Consider the following 18,093-nt stretch of genomic DNA (forward strand, 5'->3'; position numbering starts at 1 on the left):
GAAGGCGGCAATACCGCCGCAGGCTGTTCCCCAAGGCACATGATCGCCCCAGGCAGCCGTTTCGTGGCGAAGTCCGCCGCAGGGAATCCATCAATGATCGCAAGCACTTCCGGCCGGCTGGCCGTGCGCGGCACGCTTTATCTGGCCATGCTGGCTGCCGCCGCATCGGTCGGTGGCAGCACCATGCAGAACCTCCGCCACGCGGCGCGCCTGAGCCGGCTCAGCAGGCCTTTCCATGCCAGCCCGGAAGCGGCCGAGGCCAGCGTGCTGATCGTTGGCGACAGCACCGCGCTGGGCACCGGCGCCAGCACGCCGCAAGCTAGCCTGGCGGGTCGCATTGCTGCGCGTTACCCGTCGCTGCGGATACGCAACCTGGCCCGCGCCGGCGCGCGTTTCGCCGACATCGCCGAGCAGTTGCGCGACGTCGGGCAGCATGACCTGATCCTGGTTGCCGGCGGCGCCAACGACGTGATGCGCTTCACGTCAGAGTCGCGCCTGGCGCGGGACATCGATCTGACGCTGCATCGCGCAGCCTCGCAGGCAGGGCGAGTCATCCTGTTGCCGGCGCCGAATGTGGGCAATGCGCCTTTCTTCCCGCGGCCGCTGTCGTGGCTGCTTTCATACAGGGCGCGCCTGCTGCACCGGCTGGCGCGTGCCAGCGCCGGCACGGTGGGCGCGGCCTATGTCGACCTCTACCGCGAACATGCAGCCGACCCCTTCGCCCAGGACCCGCAGCGGCTGATCGCGGCCGACCGACTGCATCCCAGCGATGCCGGCTATGCGGTCTGGTTCGATGAACTGGAACGGCAGGCGCCGCTGGCCGGTCTGCTGGACGTAAGCATAGGGAAGAAAGGTCAGACAGCCTGGCCGGGCGACTTGAAGAGCGTCAGTTCCCAGCAGTCCTGCCGGCTGTCATGGCGTAGGATATAGCTGGCCTGGTCGTTGGTGGACACCTTGAAATAGGTATAGTCAGCCGCCGGCCAGCGGTCGACGATATCGAGTACCGTGATCCTCTCGGTGCCGAGCCAGAAGGCGGCCGGCTCCAGCAGGCCAAGGGGGCCGGTGACAGTATCAACCCTAAGCAGCATCGTTGGGCAGGTGGCTGGGCATCATGAAGGCATCATGCCTGCTGCGCGGCCATCGATGCTTGATCCGGCGCGTGCCCGATGCACTTCCATCGCTGCAAGGGCCGGCTGGCGCCGGCATCAGGGGCGGTGCCGCATGGCCGTTGCCGGTCATGAATCTGCTTCCTGATCGGGCATGGCGATGCCCGGGTTCCAGGGCTCCGGTACAGCGTCCGTTTGCTGAGGCCGGGTTGCCGTGCAAATCCGCCAGACATTCCTGGAAAACTCCGCAGGCCGCACTAGCTCGGCATGGGCCATGCGCGGCCTGCATGGTTGCGCCACGCATCGGCGGCGCCCATCTCCAGCGCCTTTGCCATGGTGGCTACGCTGGTTGCGGTCGGCATGGTGGCCAGGGTGGCGCTGTCACTGCCGGCATGAGGCACGGCAGCCGCAGGTCAGCGCCGTGCAGCGCCGGCCTTGCTGTCGACCACGCCTGGAATCTCCCTGGTCGGCCGGTCGAACCTGTCCTTTAGGTCGTCCACGCCGGACTGCGGTTTGGCCAGCGACCGCAGATCGGCGCGATCCTGGCGCTTCTTGCCGGTGTCGGTGCCCAGCGCCTGGTCGCACTTCTCGGCCAGCCCAGGCAGGATCCCCCGTAGCGGCTGAAGGACCATGCCAGCATCGGGTCGCCTAGCGGCAGCCGGTCGCCCGCCTGCCCGGCCATGCCGGTGTTCCACGAATGCCAGGTCGTGCCGTAGCTGTATATCTTGGTCTTCATCAGCGACTTTTCCGTCGCCTGCGGTATACCCAGCGCCACCAGCTGGCCGGACAGGGTCTCGCCATTATGCGGATGCCAGTACTTGCGCTCTTCTTCGGGCAGGCCGGCGAACAGCTTTTCGGAAATGATGTATTCCACGTCATTCATGTTGGCGCGCCCGGTATTGCCGTCGAACAGCACGCACTGGGCAAAGTCCTGATTGACCTGATGGCAGTAATGACGGGCTTCGATCTGGGTATCCGGATGGTCCTTCAACGGGTGAAAGCCGACCAGGTAGACATCGAAGTCACGCAGGGGAGCCTTGCTCTGCAACAGCCTGGCGCCGGCTTCCAGCGTCTTGGTCTTGGCCGATTTGGCTTCGCCGCTGACGGCGGTTTTCGGTTTGCTGCGCTCCTGCGCATGCACGGTTGAGGTGGCGGCGAGGGCGAGGCAGGCGTTGCTGGCGATGCTGGGGGTCGTGGTCATGTCCTTGGGTTCTGTGATGTGCTGTTGGCGCCGAAAACACGGCATTGCGTCAGCCACGCCCTGCATGGCGACACAGGCTGCTGGTGATTCACTATACAAAAATATATAATATGGCCGAGTAAAAAATGCGCCTGCAACTTGCATGGCCATAACAAACCACAAGGTGACACGGTGAGCACCACCGCCACTATCGATATCGAACAGTTGCGCCAGGCTGCTGGCCAGGCCTGTGGTCTGCTGAAGGTGCTGGCCAATCCGGACCGGCTGCTGTTGCTGTGCCAGATGACACAGGGCGAATACTGCGTCGGCGAACTGGAAGAAATGACCGGGATAAGGCAGCCGACGCTGTCGCAGCAGCTCACGGTGCTGCGCGACGAGGACATGGTCGCTACCCGCCGCGAGGGCAAGCAGATCTATTACCGCATCGCCAGCCGGGAAGCGCTGGCGGTGATGACGGTACTCCATGCGCTCTACTGCGCCCCGGAACAGGAGAAGGAGAAAGCCTCATGAACATCGACTGGACCCATTTCACCCCATGGGCCTCGCTGGCGGGCGGCATCCTGATCGGCATCTCGACGGCGATCTTCATCCTCTTCAACGGGCGCATCGTGGGCATCAGCAGCATCCTCGGCGGACTGCTGCGTCCAGCCAGAAACGACATCCTGTGGCAGGTTGCCTTCCTGGCCGGCCTGGTGATCGCGCCGCTGCTCTACGCCATCGCCCGGCCCCTGCCGGAGACGGTGGTGGATGCCGACGCCGGCATCCTGATCACGGCCGGCCTGCTGGTGGGCATCGGCATCCGCTATGGCGCCGGCTGCACCAGCGGACATCGCGTCTGCGGCATTGCCCAACTGTCGCCGCGCTCGCTGGTAGCCACCATCTGCTTCACGGCGGCCGGCTTCGCCACGGTGTTTATCGTCCGCCACCTGCTGGCCTGAGGAGTCCGCCATCCAGATCGTCATTGCATTGTTGTCGGGCCTGGTGTTCGGCATCGGGCTGATCCTGTCAGGGATGACTAATCCGGCCAAGGTGATCGGCTTTCTCGACCTGGCCGGCAACTGGGACCCGTCGCTGGCGTTGGTGATGGCCGGCGCCATCGCGGCGGCCTTCCTGCCATTCCGGCTGGCCGGGCGCAGATCGGGCGTCCTGCTCGGCGGGCCGATGCGGCTGCCGGCGGCCACCCGGATCGACCGCCGCCTGGCGCTGGGCAGCCTGGCCTTCGGCGCAGGTTGGGGGCTGGCCGGCTATTGCCCCGGCCCGTCGCTGGCCTTGCTGCTGTCAGGCGGCATCAGGCCGCTGGTGTTCGTGCTGGCGACGCTGGTCGGCATGGCGCTGTTCGAGTTGCTGGAATGGCGACCGCAGGACGACCAGCAGAAGGCTGCCCAGCGCCAGGCGCGTTTGGCAGGCACCGATCCCGTCCACCGAGGCCCCTAATGCCAGAAATAGTGAAAGTCGCCGCCCTGTTCGCACTGACAGCCTTGACCGAGATCGTCGGGTGTTACCTGCCGTGGCTGGTGCTGCGCGACGCCAGGTCGCCCTGGCTGCTGCTGCCGGCTGCCGCCTCGCTGGTGGCATTCGCCTGGCTGCTGACGCTGCATCCGGCGGCGGCTGGCCGCACCTATGCGGCCTATGGCGGCATGTACATCGTGGTCGCGCTGCTGTGGCTGCGGCTGGTCGATGGCATCGCCCTAAGCCGTTGGGACGTCGCCGGCGCGCTGCTGGCGCTGGCGGGCATGGCGGTGATTGCCCTCCAGCCGCAGGCGCAATGACCGTCGCCGGCATGCGCCTGGCGCCGCCGTGGAGCATGGAAGGCGGCTGATATACTGGCGCGCTTCGTAGCGACGGACGCTGGCATCGACATGCGCCGTCATCATAAACAACCCGGGGGTAAGACAATGCGGCAAGGCAGGAGACCGGCCTGGCAACAGGACGGCACGGAACCTGACTACCGGTTCTCGCTGGCCAACGAACGAACCTACCTGGCCTGGATCAGGACAGCGCTGTCCATCCTGGCCGGCGCAGTGCTGGTGCACCAGTTCGCCAGCCGGCTGCAGCCCAGAGGACTGGCGCTTGCCGGGACCGTGCTCCTGTGCCTGCTGGCCGCGGCGCTGTGCGGGCTGGCCTATTTCCGCTGGCGGGCCAATGAAATCGCGATGCGCCATGCACAGCCCTTGCCCTTTCCCCATGTAATCCCACTGCTGTCGGTGTGCCTGCTGATGCTGGGCATTTTCGTCGGCGTGATGGTCGCCATCGCCTAAGCGCTGCCGCATCGTGCCTGTCCAGAACGCCCTGTCTCCGTATGACCCCGGCCTGCAGGCAGAGAGAACCGCGCTTGCCTGGAGCCGCACCGCCTTCGCCTTTCTGGTCAATGCGCTGCTGTGGCTGCGTGCCGGCCTGGCCGATGACGAAAGCATGCTGCTGCTGTTCGGGCTCGCGCTATTGACGTCGTCTGCCGGCTTCCATATTTGCGGCAGGATGCGGGCCAGGGCATTAATGACCGGCGCCAAGCCCGTGCCTGTGCATCCGGCATTGATGCGCGCACTGGCGCTAGGCGCGGCGCTGGCCTGCCTGCTGGCGGCGGTGGCCAGCGCCTTCGTTGGCAAGGTCTGACAGGCCCTTTCCGTCGGCCCTTATTTCTGCGCCACCATGCCAACCAGCGCGGACATGCCGCTGTGCCGGCTGCCTTCATTCAACTGCGCATCGTAGGACCGCATGTCGACAATGCGCAGGCCGGCGAATGCCGCCCTCAGCATGTCCTCGGTGTACAGGTGTTCCAGCAGGCCGGGGCCGCCGGTTTTATACTCCAGCTGCCTGGGGGTGTATCCCTGCAGCACCAAGCAGCCGCCCGGCTTCAGGCTCCTCACCATGTTGGCAAACAGCCTGTCTCGCATGTCGGGATCGGCGAACTGTACGAAGATCGCCACGACGTAGTCGTAGGCTTTGGCTTGCCAGGCCCAGTCGTCGCAACTGTTGACGTGGTAGTTAACGTCGGCACCGGCCTCCCTCGCCAGGCGACGCGCCTTGTCCACGCCTACCGGCGATATGTCGAAGGCATCGACCAGCAGTCCCTGCCGTGCCAGCCAGACGCTATTGCGTCCTTCCCCATCCGCCACGGCAAGAGCCTTCTTGCCCGCCTGCAGCAGGCCGGCCTGGTCTGCCAGGTAGGCATTGGGCTCGGTGCCGAAGACGAATTCCGGTGCGCTGTAGCGCTGGTCCCAGGTGGCGGCGGCTTGAAAGAAGCGTGCATCTGTCATGGTGACTCCCATTGAGATAAGGAATGCCGGCTGGCGTAGACGGGCGCCAGCATCTGCAATATACCGACGAGCATAGCGGCTGTCGTATTCGGCGCTTTGCTTTGCTTCCGTGGAATAAAATCGACTAGGCACCTTGCACCTGTCCAACCAGGAGTCTGCAGCCAACGGAGCAACCGGGCAACCCGATTGGCACCCAGTGTATGGACCGCCAACGACTCCAGGAGCTATGCCGGCAAGCCGCTGGCCTCTTCTACCCCCAATGCCGCGGCCGACGTCTACATCGCCCTGCAGAACGACCGCGGCGTGTCGTCCTGGGTCGACGACACCTAGACCGATACCCGCGAAGGCAGCGCCACTCTCACCTGTAGCGTGTTCCGCAAGCGCGTCAACGCCGGCAACGTGACGCTGGGGCCATGGAATTTGGTCACGCGCATGTGCATGGTGATCATCCGGTAAGGTTTGGCTGGCTGGGGCCGGCAGCGCCCCGGCCCCAGCCACGCCGCCGTCTGATGTGACGCAAAGCCGCGCGGCCCGGCTGCACAAGAATGGGCATGGTAGGCCGGCCATAACCGGCCCTTGTGGGGACTCCGGGAAATCGCGCGATGCCACTGCCTCGAAGCCGCCGCCGGCATGCCGGCGGCGCGCTCTTCTGTCTGCTCGGCCTGCTGCTGGCCGCCTGCGCGCTGGCCGCGCCGGCGCCGGTAACGCTGCTTAGCATCGACGGTCCGATCGGTCCGGCCAGCGCCGATTACATGGTGCGCGGCATGGCGCGCGCCGCCAGCGACGGCAGCCAGCTGGTGATCTTGCAAATGGATACGCCCGGCGGACTCGACACGTCGATGCGTGCCATCATCAAGGCCATCCTGGCCTCGCCGGTGCCGGTGGCGGGCCTGATCGCGCCCGGCGGCGCGCGCGCCGCCAGCGCTGGCACCTATATCCTCTACGCCAGCCATATCGCGGCGATGGCGCCAGGCACCAACCTCGGCGCAGCCACGCCGGTGCAGATCGGCCCGCCGGGCGCAGCGCCCGAGAGCGACAAGCCGCCGCCCGGCGCTGCCGCCAGGCCGGAATCGGCGCTGGCACGCAAGCAGGTCAATGATGCCACCGCCTACATCCGCGGCCTGGCGCAGCTGCGCGGGCGCAATGCAGACTGGGCCGAGCGCGCCGTGCGCGAGGCGGTCAGCCTGCCGGCCGAGGAAGCATTGAAGCTGCGGGTGATCGATTACCTCGCCGCCGACGGCGAAGCGTTGCTGCGGCAGCTCGACGGCAGCAAGGTCACCGTGCTCGGCCAGCAACGGCAGCTGCATACGGCCGGCGCGACGCTGGTGCGTGTGCAGCCCGACTGGCGGGTGCAGCTGCTCTCCACCATCACCAGCCCGACCATCGCGTTGCTGCTGCTGACAGTTGGCGTGTATGGCCTGGTGTTCGAGTTTATCAGCCCGGGCGCGGTGGCGCCGGGCGTGGTCGGCGCCATCTGCCTGCTGCTTGCGCTGTACGGCCTGCAGCTGCTGCCGGTGAACTATGCCGGGCTGGCGCTGATCCTGCTGGCGCTACTACTGATGGTGGCCGAAGCCTTTCTGCCCAGCTTCGGCGTGCTGGGCATCGGTGGCGTCGCCGCCTTTGTTGCCGGCGCGCTGATGCTGATCGATACCGACCTGCCGGGCTACGGCCTGCCGCTCGGCCTGATCGCCACCGTGGCAGTGGCCAGCGCGCTGCTGCTCGGCGCCATCGCCACCCTGGCGCTGAAAACCCGGCGCCGGCCGCGCATCGCCGGGCTGGACGACATGGTAGGCGGCATTGCCGAGGTGGAGGCAGCGCCCGGCGCGCCGCACCAGGCCTGGGCGCGGCTGCGCGGCGAAACCTGGCGCGTGGCCAGCACCACGCCGCTGCGCCGCGGCCAGAGGGTGCGGGTGGTGGCCCGCAAAGGCCTGCTGCTCGACGTGGTTCCGATCGGCGACGACACACAAGGAGAATCGACATGCCCGCCACCCTGAGCTTCGGATTCGGTTTCATCGTCGTCTTGCTGCTGGTGCTGCTGGCCGTATCGATAAGGGTGCTGCGCGAATACGAGCGCGGCGTGGTGTTCCAGCTCGGCCGCTTCTGGGCTGTCAAGGGGCCGGGCCTGGTGATCCTGATCCCGGTGCTCCAGCAGATGGTGCGGGTTGATTTGCGCACTATTGTGCTCGACGTGCCGACCCAGGACGTGATCTCGCGCGACAATGTATCGGTCAAGGTCAACGCCGTGTTGTACTTCCGGGTGGTCGATCCGGAAAAGGCCATCATCCAGGTTGCCAACTTCTTCGAGGCAACCAGCCAGCTGGCGCAGACCACGCTGCGCGCGGTGCTGGGCAAGCATGAGCTGGACGAGATGCTGGCCGAGCGCGAGCGCCTCAACATCGATATCCAGCAGGTGCTCGACGCCCAGACCGACGCCTGGGGCATCAAGGTGGCCAATGTCGAGATCAAGCATGTGGACCTGGATGAATCCATGGTGCGGGCGATTGCCCGCCAGGCCGAGGCCGAGCGCGAGCGGCGCGCCAAGGTGATCCATGCTGAGGGCGAGCTGCAGGCCTCGGAAAAGCTGATGCAGGCCGCCGAGGTGCTGGCCCGGCAGCCGGGCGCAATGCAACTGCGCTACATGCAGACGCTGGCCAACATCGCCGGCGACAAGTCCTCGACCATCGTGTTTCCGCTGCCGGTCGAACTGCTGACCGGCATGGTGGAACAGGCCCGCAAGACCACGTCCCGGCGCGCCGACGCGGGGCCGGCTCCCTGAGCGGCAGCGTTTAACTGCGCTGTAGTGGAACCGCAGCCGCCGGCCGGCGTCGTATCCGCATACGATGCGGAGGGAGCAATGGAATTGGTATTGACGCTGCTGGTGTTGCACGGCCTGCTTGGCGGCCTGGATGTGGCCCTGAACCATGAGCTCGCGGAACGCCTGCCGCACCGGCCGGGCGCGGCCATGGAGGAAGCGCTGCACGCGGCTCGGGAGGCTTTGTTCGCCGCGCTGTTTCTTGGGCTGGCCTGGTTCGAATGGCATGGCGCGGCTGCCTGGCTGGTCGCCGCCGTGGTCGCCTGCGAAGTGACGGTATCGACTTGGGACAGCGTGCTGGAAGACCATACGCGCCGCCTGCCGCCGCTAGAGCGGATGCTGCATGTGGCGCTGCTGATCAACCTCGGCGCCTACATCACGCTGCTGGCGCCGCACTGGCTGGCATGGCGCGCGCTGCCAAGCGCGGTGGTGCCGGTGTCGCATGGCTGGCAAAGCCTGGCGCTGACTGCGCTGGGCCTGGCAGCGCTTGCCTGGTGCCTGCGTGACGCGCTGAGCAGCCACCGGCTGCGCCAGGCGCCCGCGCCGGCAGCCGTGACCGCCACGCGCTAGCGGCGCCATTGTTCCCGCTCCAACAGAACCCCGGGCCGCTCCGGTACGATACCGGTTCCTTTTACCTGGCGGCCTGCGCCGCCGCTGATGATTGCCAATGACAGAGCCAGACATTCCCCTTTCCACCGCCGGCGAGCACGAGGATGCGCCGGACGCCGCCTCGGCACAACAGTATGTGAGCGCCGCCGGTGCACGCCTGGTCAAGCTGGAAGGCCGGGTTTTCGTGCGCTTTACTGGCGAGGTCGAAGCCGGCCTGCTGCGCATCCCCTACGACCTGGTGCCGGCCTACGGCGTGCTGGCCAAGCCTACCAAATGGCGCAGGATGGATGACGACGCCCAGCTCGCGCTGGTGCGGGAGCGGGTCACGCCGGAAGCCATAGAAGCGCTGCGCCGCCAGGTCGCCGCCTTCGCGCGCGAGATCGAGGAACAGGCCGAGGATGCCGGCCTGGACGCGATGCCCTACCTGCAGTCGCTGGCCGGGCAGGAGAGCGCCGACCCGGCGGAATTCGTGTTCGACCGCATCCGCCAGCGCCTGGCGCATGCGATCGAGCGGGCGCAGGAGGAGCGCCATGCCGCGCTGACCCGCGAGAGCATCAACCTGGCTGAGTATCCCGATTCCTTCGAGATGGCGCGCCGCCTGCCGCGCAAGTTCATCGCCGTGCTTGGCCCGACCAACTCGGGCAAGACCCACAAGGCAATGGAGGCGCTGATCCATGCCAAGAGCGGCGTCTACCTGGCGCCGCTGCGCCTGCTAGCGCTGGAAAACTATGAACGCATGCAAGCGGCCCGGCCGCACGGCAAGGCGCTGAAGGTCAGCCTGATCACCGGCGAGGAACGCCGCATCGAGGAAGGCGCGACCCATGTCGCCAGCACGGTCGAGATGCTGGACAGCCGCACCAGGGTCGAGGTCGCCGTGATTGACGAGATCCAGATGCTGGCCGACCGCGACCGTGGCGCGGCCTGGACCGCCGCCGTCTGCGGCGCACCCGCCACCACGGTCTATCTGGTGGGCGCGCCGGAAGCGCGCAAGGCGATCGAAGCGCTGGCTGAACGACTCGAATGTCCGCTCGAAATCCACATGCTCAAGCGCAAGGCGCCGCTGACGATGGAAGGGCAGGCCGTCAGGAAGCTGCGTAACTTCCGCCGCGGCGACGCCGTGATCGCGTTTTCCCGGCGCGAGGTGCTGATGTGGCGCGACATGATCGCCGAGACCGGCATGTCGGTCTCCACCGTCTACGGCAACCTGTCGCCCGAAGTGCGGCGTGCGCAGGCCCAGCGCTTTCGCGATGGCGAGGCCGACATCGTGGTGGCGACCGATGCGCTGGCGATGGGCCTGAACATGCCGATCTCGCGGGTGGTGATGACCACCGCCGTCAAGTTCAACGGCGTCGAGGAGGAAGAAATCTCCGCGGCGCTGGCGCGCCAGATCGCCGGCCGCGCCGGGCGTTACGGCGTGCACGAGGAAGGCTTCGTGGCGGGCTACGACGAGGATACGCACGACGTGATCCGCGCACTGCTGAAGGAAAAGCTGGCGCCGGTGCCGGCCACCAACTTCTCGGTCGCGCCGACGCTGGAGCATCTGCACCGGATTTCTTCCGTGACCGGCGAGCAGTCGCTGGTGCGGCTGTTGAAGCGCTTCGTGCATAACATCGATGTGCCGGACGGCTTCTTCTTTCCGCGCATCACCGAGGAGCAGTCGGAACGGGCGCTGTGGCTCGACACGCTGCCATTGACCATCGCCGAGAAGTTCACCCTGTCCCTGGTGCCCATCGCCAGCCGCGTGCCCACGCTGCAACTGGCCTGGGAAGGCTGGGCCAGGGCCCTGGCGAAGAAGCGGGTGATGAAGCTCGAGGTCGACCCGCGCGAGCTCGGCCGACTGAACTTGCAGGAAGTGGAGGACCAGTGCCGGCTGTATTCCGCCTATGCCTGGCTGGGCTACCGCATGCCCGAGTATTTCCCCAGCATCGAGGAAGCGCAGTCGCTGGCGCGCACTGCGTCCGAGCGGGTCGATGCGATGCTGCAGGCGCAGAACGCGGCGTTGCGGCGGCGGCAGGGAAAGCGGCGTGGCGGTTGAGGGCTGGGTAGTGTTTCGCGGACTATCGAGATTGGTGATGCGGGGCGTGGTGGGACAGCGGAGAGACGCCGGTGGCCATCACGTTACGTCGTATTACCCAGCAGTGCTGCGAATGCATTAACCGTTTAAGATGCGAGCGCGCCGTCGCGCCTGTCTGCAGGCCGGCATGGGCGTCAACATCAACATCAACATGGAGAGATACGATGATTTTCGAGCGGGCAGAGATCAGGGTGAAGGCAGGCGAGGAAGCCAGCTTCGTGGCGGCGGTGCAGGCAGCGGCACCCTTGTTCCAGCGGGCCAAGGGTTGCGTTTCAATGCAACTGGAACAGTCGGTAGAGTATCCGGACAGGTATACGCTGGTGGTCGGCTGGCAGACCGTCGAGGACCATACCGTTGACTTTCGCAACAGTGCCGACTTCCAGGAATGGCGACGCCTCGCCGGCCCCTACTTTGCCGAGCCGCCCCAGGTGCAGCATCTGAACACGGTATTGCAGGCATTCTGAGCCGGCTGCCACGAGCAGGCAGCGGGCGTGCCGCGTTTTGAATGGCGGTGCGCAGTGGACTTGTCCTGCCCCTGTTCCCCGCTCGCTGAATTGCCCATGGCGGCAAATCTTGTCAGCCATATGAGGCAATTCATCGGCATGCAAGGCCTTTACATGGGAAGGCGATCGGCTGCTGGCGGACTCGCCTGACGCTATTCCCTTACCGTGCTACGCGGCCGGCTTGCGCAACTGCTGCTTTAACATCGCCAACATGGCCGCCGCGGCCGGCGACAGCGAGCCCTCGCGGCGCAGCACCAGGCCGATGGAGCGGCGTATCACCGGCTCCACCAGCGGACGGCGCACGATGCCGGGGTCGCCGATCACGTCGGCCGCCAGCGCCGGCAGTGCCGCCACGCCGAGTTCCTCGATCACCATGGCACCAATGGTGGCGAGATGGTCCACTTCATAAGCGGGATGGAATCCGAAGCCATGTTGCAGCGCGGCCGCTTCGACATACTGGCGTACGCTGGTATGGCGCGACATCGTGATATGCGGAAAGGGCAGGGTGTCGGCAAAGCGCACCTTGCCGCGACCCTTGGCCAGCGGGTGGCCGGGTGCGGCCAGCAGCACGAAGTTGTCAGTCGTCAGCGGCACATAGTCGAGGTCGGTATAGGCGGGATTGGCCGCCGTCAGCGCAAAGTCCACCCGGCCCTCGCGCACCAGCTCGAAGGCCGGCTCGGACAGGGTGTCGACCACTGACAGCCTGATGTCCGGATGTCTGGCGCTGAAGCTGCGAAAGAGCTTGGGAATGATGCGCGCCGCCAAAGACGGCATGGCCGCAATTGCCACCCGGCCGCGCCGCACCGCCGCCACATCGCGGACCGCGACCACCGCGCGCTCGATGTCCGACAGCAGCTGCTCGGCCTGCGCGGCGAGCACCTCCCCGGCCGCCGTCAGGGCAACGGCGCGGGTGGTGCGGTCGAACAGGCGCGTGCCAACAGCTTGTTCCAGCCGGCTGATCAGTGTCGACAGGGCCGACTGCGACAGGTGCATTTCCTGCGCCGCCTGGCTGAAGCTGAGCGTCTGGGCCACGGCAAGGAAGGCGCGGATGTCGCGGGCCGAAAGATTTATCTCCATAATCGATAAGTTTATAGAAAATATGCGATTCACAGAAATAAGTCTCGGCGGCAGACTGCAGTTTTTCTTGCTCCGTCCAGGCCCATGAACACCGATCACGCTCCTACTACTTCCATTTCCTCCTCCCAGGTTGCCAGCCTGCCCAAACCGTCGCGCGCCTGCGCGCTCGTCGCCGGCGGCGGCACCATGGGCGCCGACGTCGCGCTGGTGCTGGCCCGCGCCGGCTGCCGCACCATCGTGCTCGAACCGGGAGAAGGGCGACGTGCGGCGCTGGACGACTATTTCACCAGCGGCCTGCGTGGCTTGGAAGCCGAAGACATGCGCGGCTGCCTCAGCGCCTGCGCATCGCTGGACGAGGTGGACTGGCAGGCGGTTGACCTCGTGATTGAATGCATACCGGAGAGGCTGGCGCCCAAGCAGGCTTTGTTTGCCGAATTGGAAAAGCGCGCCAGGCCCGACACCTTGTTCTGCAGCAACAGCTCCAGCTTCCCGATTTCAGCCATCGCCGAAGGACTGGCATCGGCGCAGCGCATGCTGGGCCTGCATTTCTTCATGCCGGCCCACCTGGTGCCGCTGGTCGAAGTAGTGCTGGGCGAGCGCTCCTCCGCCGCGCTTGGCGAAGCGCTGTCTGCCTTCATGCGGGCCTGCGGCATGGTGCCGGTCCTGGTGCGCAAGGACTTGCCGGGCTTCCTCGCCAACCGCCTGCAGCATGCGCTGGCGCGCGAGGCATTCGCCATGATCGATGCCGGCATCGCCACGCCGGAGGATGTGGATGCCGCGGTGCGCTTCGGCTTTGGCTTCCGTTTCCTGGCCGCCGGGCCGGTGCTGCAGCGCGACCATGCCGGCATCGACGTGCATTGCCCAGCCGCGGCCACGATGTATCCGTCGCTGGCCGCCAACACCGTGCCGGCCAAGGCCCTCTCCGATCGGCTGGCAAGCGGCAGATTCGGCATGAAGACCGGCGAAGGCTTTTTCAAATGGACGCCGGAAAGCATCGCCGCCGAGCGCAAGCGCTATGACGACCTGTTGAAAGCGGGCCTGCGGCTGCTGGCGCCGGAACTGCCGAAGATCGAGAAGTAGTCTGCACGCAGCCGGCTCTCCACAGCCCTCCACGTCGGCTTGCCGGCCCATTAACTGAAGCTTTACCGCCACTCACCATGAATACGACTTCCTCCATGCCACGCATCGCGCTGATCCACGCGCTGAACCATTCGGTGGACCCTATCAACCAGGCACTGGCGCATGACTGGCCGCAGGCCAGGCGCATGAATCTGCTCGACGATTCCCTGTCGGCCGATCTCGCCGCTTCCGGCCGCGGCCTGGATGCAGCCATGCACCAGCGCTTCCAGGACTTGGCGGAATACGCAGTCGGCACCGGCGCCCAGGGCATCCTGTTTACCTGTTCCGCCTTCGGTCCCTGCATTGAGGCCGTTGCCCGGCGCTATGCCAACCTGCCGGTATTGAAGCCGAACGAGGCCATGGTCGCCGATGCCGCGAACGCGGCCGGTCCGGTCGGACTGATCGCCACCTTCGGGCCGACGCTGGCATCGATGCCGCCGGAGTTTCCCGCGTCGGTGCAGTTGTTGACCGCGCTGGCCGAAGGCGCGCTGGATGCGCTCAACCGCGGCGACGCCGGGCGCCACGATGAATTGATCGTGGCCCAGGCGCGCATGCTGCAGGCAGCCGGCTGCAAGACCATCGCGCTGGCCCAGTTCAGCATGGCCCGCGCCCGCGAGGCCTGCGAGCAGGCCACCGGCCTGCCGGTATTGACCACAGTCCACAGCGCCGTCAGCGCATTGAAGCGGCGGCTCGCCTAGCGCCTGTTTGCGACATCAACCAAGGAGACAAGACATGTTGAAAAAAGCGCTTTTCGCATCCGTGCTGCTGGTACAGGCTTTTGCCGCCGGCGCCAGCGACTATCCATCTAAGCCGATCAAGTTCATCATCCCGTATCCGCCGGGCGGCCCGACCGACGCGATGGCGCGCCTGATCCAGGTGCCGCTGCAGGCCAAGCTGCAGCAGCCGGTGATCATCGACAACCGTCCTGGCGCGGGCGGCAATATCGGCACCGACTTCGTCGCCAAGGCGCCGGCCGACGGTTACACCATCCTGCTTGCCGCCAGCGGCCCGATGGCGGTCAACAAGACGCTCTACCGCTCGATTCCCTTCGATCCGCTGAAGGACTTCGCGCCCATCATCCAGATCTCGGCATATCCGCTGGTGCTGGAAGTGCATCCCTCGGTGCCGGCAACCAATATCAAGCAGTTCCTGGCGCTGGCCAAGGACAAGCCGGCCGATCTCGGCTTTGCCTCGGCCGGCAACGGCACGCCACAGCACCTGGCCGGCGAACTCTTCAATACCGCCACTGGCCTGAAGCTGCAGCACATTCCCTACAAGGGCGCCGGTCCCGCGTTGACCGATGTGATGGGTGGCCATGTCAAGGTGATGTTCGACATCCTTGGCAGCTCGGTGCAGTACATCAAAAGTAGCAAGCTGCGTCCGCTGGCGGTCACTACCGCTACCCGCAGCCCCGCCCTGCCAGACGTGCCAACGCTGGCCGAGTCGGGCCTGACGGGCTATAACTTTTCAGGCTGGCATGGCATCGTCGCGCCGGCAGCCACGCCCAAGCCCGTGGTCGCCAAACTGAACCAGGCCATCAATGAGATCTTCGCCGACCCTGAATTCAAGAAGCGCTGGGAAGAACTGGGCACGCCGATTGTCGGCGGCAAGCCGGAAGCCTTCGGCGAGCTGATCCGTTCCGAGTCGGCCAAGCTGGGCAAGCTGGTCAAGGACGCCGGCGTCACCGTCGACTGATGCATTGCCGGGTGCCGCATCTGCGGCGCCCGGGGCGGTTCAGGTGGAACTGTCGTCCCGCTTCTTGTCGCCGCCGCCCTGATCTTGCTGCAGGTTGCCGCGGTCCATCCGGTGCGGCCGCTCCGACATGGCGGCATTTTCATCGGCGATCAAGTCATGCTGGTCGCCGGACTGCTTGCGGCGGATCTCTTCGCTGCCGGTTTCCTGGCCACGGCTGCGGTTGGGGTGCGTGGTGCTCATCTGTTACTCCTCGCCAGAGTAGTGTGGACACATTTGGATGTCGCGCACGCAGCGAAGTTCTCAGGGATTGGTATCAGGCCACCAGTCTGGCAATGCGTCCGCCGGCTTCAGTCACGACCCGGTTGCGGCCGGCCGCCTTGGCGCCATACAACGCCTCGTCAGCCCGCTTCACCAGCGCAGGCAGCGTATCGTCGGCACGCAGCACCGCCACGCCGACGCTCAGCGTGATTTGCAGCGCCTCGCCGGACTGTGCGGCGGCGATCACGGCCTGCAAGCGCCGCCCGATGGCAACGGCGGCAATCAGGTCGGTGTCCGGCAGCAGCAGGGCAAATTCATCGCCGCCGATGCGGGCCAGGAAATCGACCGGCCGCAGGGCAGTGTGGGACAGCCGAACGAAGTCAGTCAGCGCAGCGTCGCCGGCAGCATGGCCGTAGGTGTCGTTGGTTGGCTTCAGATTGTCCAGATCGATCAGCAGCAGGGCCAGTGGCTGCCTGTCGTAACGGCTTCTTTCCAGAAACCTCGGGCCGGTTTCATGGAAGGCCCGCCGCGACCATGCGCCAGTCAGGAAGTCGCAGTTGGCCGCGTTTTCAATGCTGGTAACGATACGGCAGTGGGCAATCAGCAGGCCGCCCAGCATCAGGCAGGGCAGGGCAAAGGCATTGGCCCACACGAACAGCAAGTTGATCCCAGTGGGTTCGAGCAGCGAATGCGGTACATCCGACATCAGGGCATGGCGAACCACGCGTGCCAGATGGCCGCCGCCGATCAGCGCGCACATGCACAGCGCGTACATGGCCGGATAGCGGGAGCGTCCCTTGTAGTCGCGCGACTTCAGCACGGTCGCGGCAATGATGACAGTGATGCCAACCTGGAAGCCCGACACGGCAATCGTCCGGGCGTCGAAGGAATTGGCCACGTAATGAAAGTAGGCGGTCACCCCCGTCAGCAGCGCAATGCTGCCGGACATCAGCAGTACCGAAAAGCGCCTACCGAACAACTGCCGGTAGCTGACCAAGATAGCGACCGATGACGCCGCATAGACTGCATTCGCCACTTCATAGGCAAAGACAGTCGGCAACTCCCGGCCGAATGCATAAAGCATATTCCCAGCCATGCCCAGCACGCTGGCCAGCAACAGCTGGCGCACGCCGTGGATGCGGTCCTGCTTGACGGAAAACAGCAGCAGAAAAATGACGAAACAGAACAGCGAGGCGATGAGAAACGCTTCCTTGGTATTGAGCATGTGACGTCGCCTGCTGATTTATTTTCCTGAGAGAAATATTTTAGCAGGCGGCTTATTTCTAATCAATAAGCCTGATGGCGATATGGGTATATCGTGGCCTTTCGGATGCCTCGCTAGGATGGCGCAGCTTGCAACGCGCCGGATGGCCTGTCGGCCAATGCCTGATCTTCCACAAAGCATTCTGCAATCAGCGAGCGCAGCCACTGATTGCCGCTGTCCTGGTGAAAACGGCGGTGCCAGAACACATGGGTATGCAGCGCCGGCAGCCGCAGCGGCGGCGCGGCGTAATCCAGGTTGAACGGGCCGCAAGCCTGCTGGGCCAGCTTGCTTGGCACCGTCACCACCATGTCCGTATTGCTGATGATGTAGGGCACGGCCGTGAAATGCGGCACCTGGAACTGCACCGAGCGGGTCACGCCGGCCTTTTCCAGGCGGGCATTGATCTGGTCATAGGGACTCTCCCGTGAATCGACGAAAAGGTGCCGGGCCGACAGAAATTCCTTCAGGCCAACCTTGCGCTGCGAGAACGGATGGCCGCGGCGAAACATGGTGACATAGTTCTGGCTGAACAGGCGGCGATGAAAAAACCGTTCCGCCACATCGGTGAAGGCGCCCAGCGCAAGGTCGATGCGGCCAGCTTCCATCTGCTGTTGCCAGTCCACCGCGCTGGCCCGCACCGAACTGATGCCGACATGCGGCGCCAGCCGCGCGCAGTATTCCACCAGCCGCGGCATGAAATGGATCTCGCCGACATCGGTCATCGCAATCACGAAGCGGCGCTCGCTGCTGGCGGCGTCGAACGGCTCCTCCAGGTTCAGCGCCGCGCTGACGCTGGCCAGGGCATGGCCGACCGGCTCGGCAATCCGGTCCGCGCCCGGCGTGGGCTGCATGCCATGGGCGGTGCGCACGAACAACTCGTCGCCAAAGGTCTTGCGCAAACGCGCCAGCGCATTGCTCACCGTCGGCTGCGACAGGCCGAGGCGTCTGGCTACCAGCGACACATGGCGCAGTTGGTAAAGCTGGTGGAACACCACCAGCAGGTTCAGATCGATGTCGGCAACGTCGCGCATGCTTTACCCATTATTGATATGGTCAATAGTCGTCATTTTTGCATTTGTATTTTAAACGGTGCCGCCTGTGCCTATAGTGTGGCTCTTCGC

Annotated in this window: 23 protein-coding genes; 16 read left to right on the forward strand and 7 right to left on the reverse strand. The window is 65.5% G+C overall.

Annotation, left to right across the window (positions count from 1 at the left end; genetic code table 11):
* Nucleotides 1–93 precede the first annotated feature (93 nt).
* A complete protein-coding gene (locus tag KTQ42_RS18920; protein ID WP_249222992.1) occupies nucleotides 94–930 on the forward strand; it encodes a GDSL-type esterase/lipase family protein in 837 nt (278 codons plus the stop codon).
* Here the strand turns inward: KTQ42_RS18920 and KTQ42_RS18925 are convergent.
* A complete protein-coding gene (locus KTQ42_RS18925) occupies nucleotides 855–1,088 on the reverse strand; it encodes a hypothetical protein (protein WP_217347178.1) in 234 nt (77 codons plus the stop codon). The two genes, KTQ42_RS18920 and KTQ42_RS18925, sit on opposite strands and share 76 nt — an antisense overlap.
* 505 nt (nucleotides 1,089–1,593) lie before the next feature.
* A complete protein-coding gene (locus KTQ42_RS18930) occupies nucleotides 1,594–2,307 on the reverse strand; it encodes a DUF1264 domain-containing protein (protein ID WP_249222993.1) in 714 nt (237 codons plus the stop codon).
* Between the two features lie 171 nt (nucleotides 2,308–2,478).
* Between KTQ42_RS18930 and KTQ42_RS18935 the strand changes: the two genes are divergently transcribed.
* From KTQ42_RS18935 to KTQ42_RS18960, 6 genes are all read left to right on the forward strand, one after another.
* Nucleotides 2,479–2,817, forward strand: coding sequence for a metalloregulator ArsR/SmtB family transcription factor (locus tag KTQ42_RS18935; RefSeq protein WP_217347179.1), 339 nt, complete (start codon nucleotides 2,479–2,481; stop codon nucleotides 2,815–2,817).
* Entirely contained in the window at nucleotides 2,814–3,245 is a 432-nt protein-coding gene (locus KTQ42_RS18940; protein WP_217347180.1) for a YeeE/YedE family protein, read from the forward strand. The genes KTQ42_RS18935 and KTQ42_RS18940 overlap by 4 nt, the downstream gene beginning before the upstream one ends.
* A gap of 10 nt (nucleotides 3,246–3,255) precedes the next feature.
* Nucleotides 3,256–3,741, forward strand: a complete 486-nt coding sequence (locus tag KTQ42_RS18945; RefSeq protein WP_217347636.1) for a YeeE/YedE family protein — start codon at nucleotides 3,256–3,258, stop codon at nucleotides 3,739–3,741.
* Nucleotides 3,741–4,076 (forward strand): YnfA family protein, encoded by a 336-nt coding sequence (locus tag KTQ42_RS18950; RefSeq protein ID WP_217347181.1) that lies wholly within the window; start codon nucleotides 3,741–3,743, stop codon nucleotides 4,074–4,076. The genes KTQ42_RS18945 and KTQ42_RS18950 overlap by 1 nt, the downstream gene beginning before the upstream one ends.
* 126 nt (nucleotides 4,077–4,202) lie before the next feature.
* Nucleotides 4,203–4,565 (forward strand): DUF202 domain-containing protein, encoded by a 363-nt coding sequence (locus tag KTQ42_RS18955; RefSeq protein WP_217347182.1) that lies wholly within the window; start codon nucleotides 4,203–4,205, stop codon nucleotides 4,563–4,565.
* A gap of 13 nt (nucleotides 4,566–4,578) precedes the next feature.
* The gene (locus KTQ42_RS18960; protein WP_217347183.1) at nucleotides 4,579–4,917 is read left to right on the forward strand and encodes a DUF202 domain-containing protein; all 339 of its coding nucleotides are present in this window, start codon (nucleotides 4,579–4,581) and stop codon (nucleotides 4,915–4,917) included.
* Nucleotides 4,918–4,937: 20 nt separating this feature from the next.
* On the opposite strand, the gene KTQ42_RS18965 is transcribed toward KTQ42_RS18960, so the two are convergent.
* Entirely contained in the window at nucleotides 4,938–5,561 is a 624-nt protein-coding gene (locus KTQ42_RS18965) for a class I SAM-dependent methyltransferase (protein WP_217347184.1), read from the reverse strand.
* A 186-nt stretch (nucleotides 5,562–5,747) separates the two neighbouring features.
* Between KTQ42_RS18965 and KTQ42_RS18970 the strand changes: the two genes are divergently transcribed.
* The 6 genes from KTQ42_RS18970 (at nucleotide 5,748) to KTQ42_RS18995 (ending at nucleotide 11,520) form a co-directional block, all read left to right on the forward strand.
* Nucleotides 5,748–5,891, forward strand: a complete 144-nt coding sequence (locus KTQ42_RS18970; RefSeq protein WP_217347185.1) for a hypothetical protein — start codon at nucleotides 5,748–5,750, stop codon at nucleotides 5,889–5,891.
* Between the two features lie 272 nt (nucleotides 5,892–6,163).
* Nucleotides 6,164–7,555, forward strand: coding sequence for a nodulation protein NfeD (locus tag KTQ42_RS18975; RefSeq protein ID WP_217347186.1), 1,392 nt, complete (start codon nucleotides 6,164–6,166; stop codon nucleotides 7,553–7,555).
* Entirely contained in the window at nucleotides 7,540–8,337 is a 798-nt protein-coding gene (locus tag KTQ42_RS18980) for a slipin family protein (RefSeq protein WP_217347187.1), read from the forward strand. Before KTQ42_RS18975 ends, KTQ42_RS18980 begins: the two co-directional genes overlap by 16 nt.
* 78 nt (nucleotides 8,338–8,415) lie before the next feature.
* Nucleotides 8,416–8,943: a hypothetical protein gene (locus KTQ42_RS18985; RefSeq protein WP_217347188.1), complete on the forward strand. Its 528-nt coding sequence runs from the start codon at nucleotides 8,416–8,418 to the stop codon at nucleotides 8,941–8,943.
* Nucleotides 8,944–9,040: 97 nt separating this feature from the next.
* On the forward strand, nucleotides 9,041–11,017 hold the full coding sequence (locus KTQ42_RS18990) for a helicase-related protein (RefSeq protein WP_217347189.1): 1,977 nt from the start codon (nucleotides 9,041–9,043) through the stop codon (nucleotides 11,015–11,017).
* A gap of 203 nt (nucleotides 11,018–11,220) precedes the next feature.
* On the forward strand, nucleotides 11,221–11,520 hold the full coding sequence (locus tag KTQ42_RS18995) for an antibiotic biosynthesis monooxygenase family protein (RefSeq protein WP_217347190.1): 300 nt from the start codon (nucleotides 11,221–11,223) through the stop codon (nucleotides 11,518–11,520).
* Between the two features lie 207 nt (nucleotides 11,521–11,727).
* On the opposite strand, the gene KTQ42_RS19000 is transcribed toward KTQ42_RS18995, so the two are convergent.
* Nucleotides 11,728–12,636 carry a LysR family transcriptional regulator gene (locus KTQ42_RS19000; protein WP_217347191.1) on the reverse strand — a complete coding sequence of 303 codons (909 nt, stop codon included), beginning with the start codon at nucleotides 12,634–12,636 and terminating at the stop codon, nucleotides 11,728–11,730.
* An 84-nt stretch (nucleotides 12,637–12,720) separates the two neighbouring features.
* Here KTQ42_RS19000 and KTQ42_RS19005 point away from each other — a divergent pair, with 84 nt between their 5' ends.
* The 3 genes from KTQ42_RS19005 (at nucleotide 12,721) to KTQ42_RS19015 (ending at nucleotide 15,450) form a co-directional block, all read left to right on the forward strand.
* The gene (locus KTQ42_RS19005) at nucleotides 12,721–13,716 is read left to right on the forward strand and encodes a 3-hydroxyacyl-CoA dehydrogenase NAD-binding domain-containing protein (protein WP_217347192.1); all 996 of its coding nucleotides are present in this window, start codon (nucleotides 12,721–12,723) and stop codon (nucleotides 13,714–13,716) included.
* 95 nt (nucleotides 13,717–13,811) lie between these two features.
* Nucleotides 13,812–14,453 carry an aspartate/glutamate racemase family protein gene (locus tag KTQ42_RS19010; protein ID WP_217347637.1) on the forward strand — a complete coding sequence of 214 codons (642 nt, stop codon included), beginning with the start codon at nucleotides 13,812–13,814 and terminating at the stop codon, nucleotides 14,451–14,453.
* Nucleotides 14,454–14,487: 34 nt separating this feature from the next.
* The gene (locus KTQ42_RS19015) at nucleotides 14,488–15,450 is read left to right on the forward strand and encodes a tripartite tricarboxylate transporter substrate binding protein (protein WP_217347193.1); all 963 of its coding nucleotides are present in this window, start codon (nucleotides 14,488–14,490) and stop codon (nucleotides 15,448–15,450) included.
* A 39-nt stretch (nucleotides 15,451–15,489) separates the two neighbouring features.
* On the opposite strand, the gene KTQ42_RS19020 is transcribed toward KTQ42_RS19015, so the two are convergent.
* The 3 genes from KTQ42_RS19020 to KTQ42_RS19030 all read right to left on the reverse strand — a co-directional run bounded on the left by KTQ42_RS19020 (nucleotide 15,490) and on the right by KTQ42_RS19030 (nucleotide 18,003).
* The gene (locus KTQ42_RS19020; RefSeq protein WP_217347194.1) at nucleotides 15,490–15,690 is read right to left on the reverse strand and encodes a hypothetical protein; all 201 of its coding nucleotides are present in this window, start codon (nucleotides 15,688–15,690) and stop codon (nucleotides 15,490–15,492) included.
* Nucleotides 15,691–15,763: 73 nt separating this feature from the next.
* Nucleotides 15,764–16,933 carry a GGDEF domain-containing protein gene (locus KTQ42_RS19025; RefSeq protein WP_217347195.1) on the reverse strand — a complete coding sequence of 390 codons (1,170 nt, stop codon included), beginning with the start codon at nucleotides 16,931–16,933 and terminating at the stop codon, nucleotides 15,764–15,766.
* A 113-nt stretch (nucleotides 16,934–17,046) separates the two neighbouring features.
* Nucleotides 17,047–18,003: a LysR family transcriptional regulator gene (locus KTQ42_RS19030; RefSeq protein ID WP_217347196.1), complete on the reverse strand. Its 957-nt coding sequence runs from the start codon at nucleotides 18,001–18,003 to the stop codon at nucleotides 17,047–17,049.
* Nucleotides 18,004–18,093: the final 90 nt, after the last annotated feature.

The organism is Noviherbaspirillum sp. L7-7A (assembly GCF_019052805.1).
Taxonomy (GTDB): domain Bacteria; phylum Pseudomonadota; class Gammaproteobacteria; order Burkholderiales; family Burkholderiaceae_D; genus Noviherbaspirillum_A.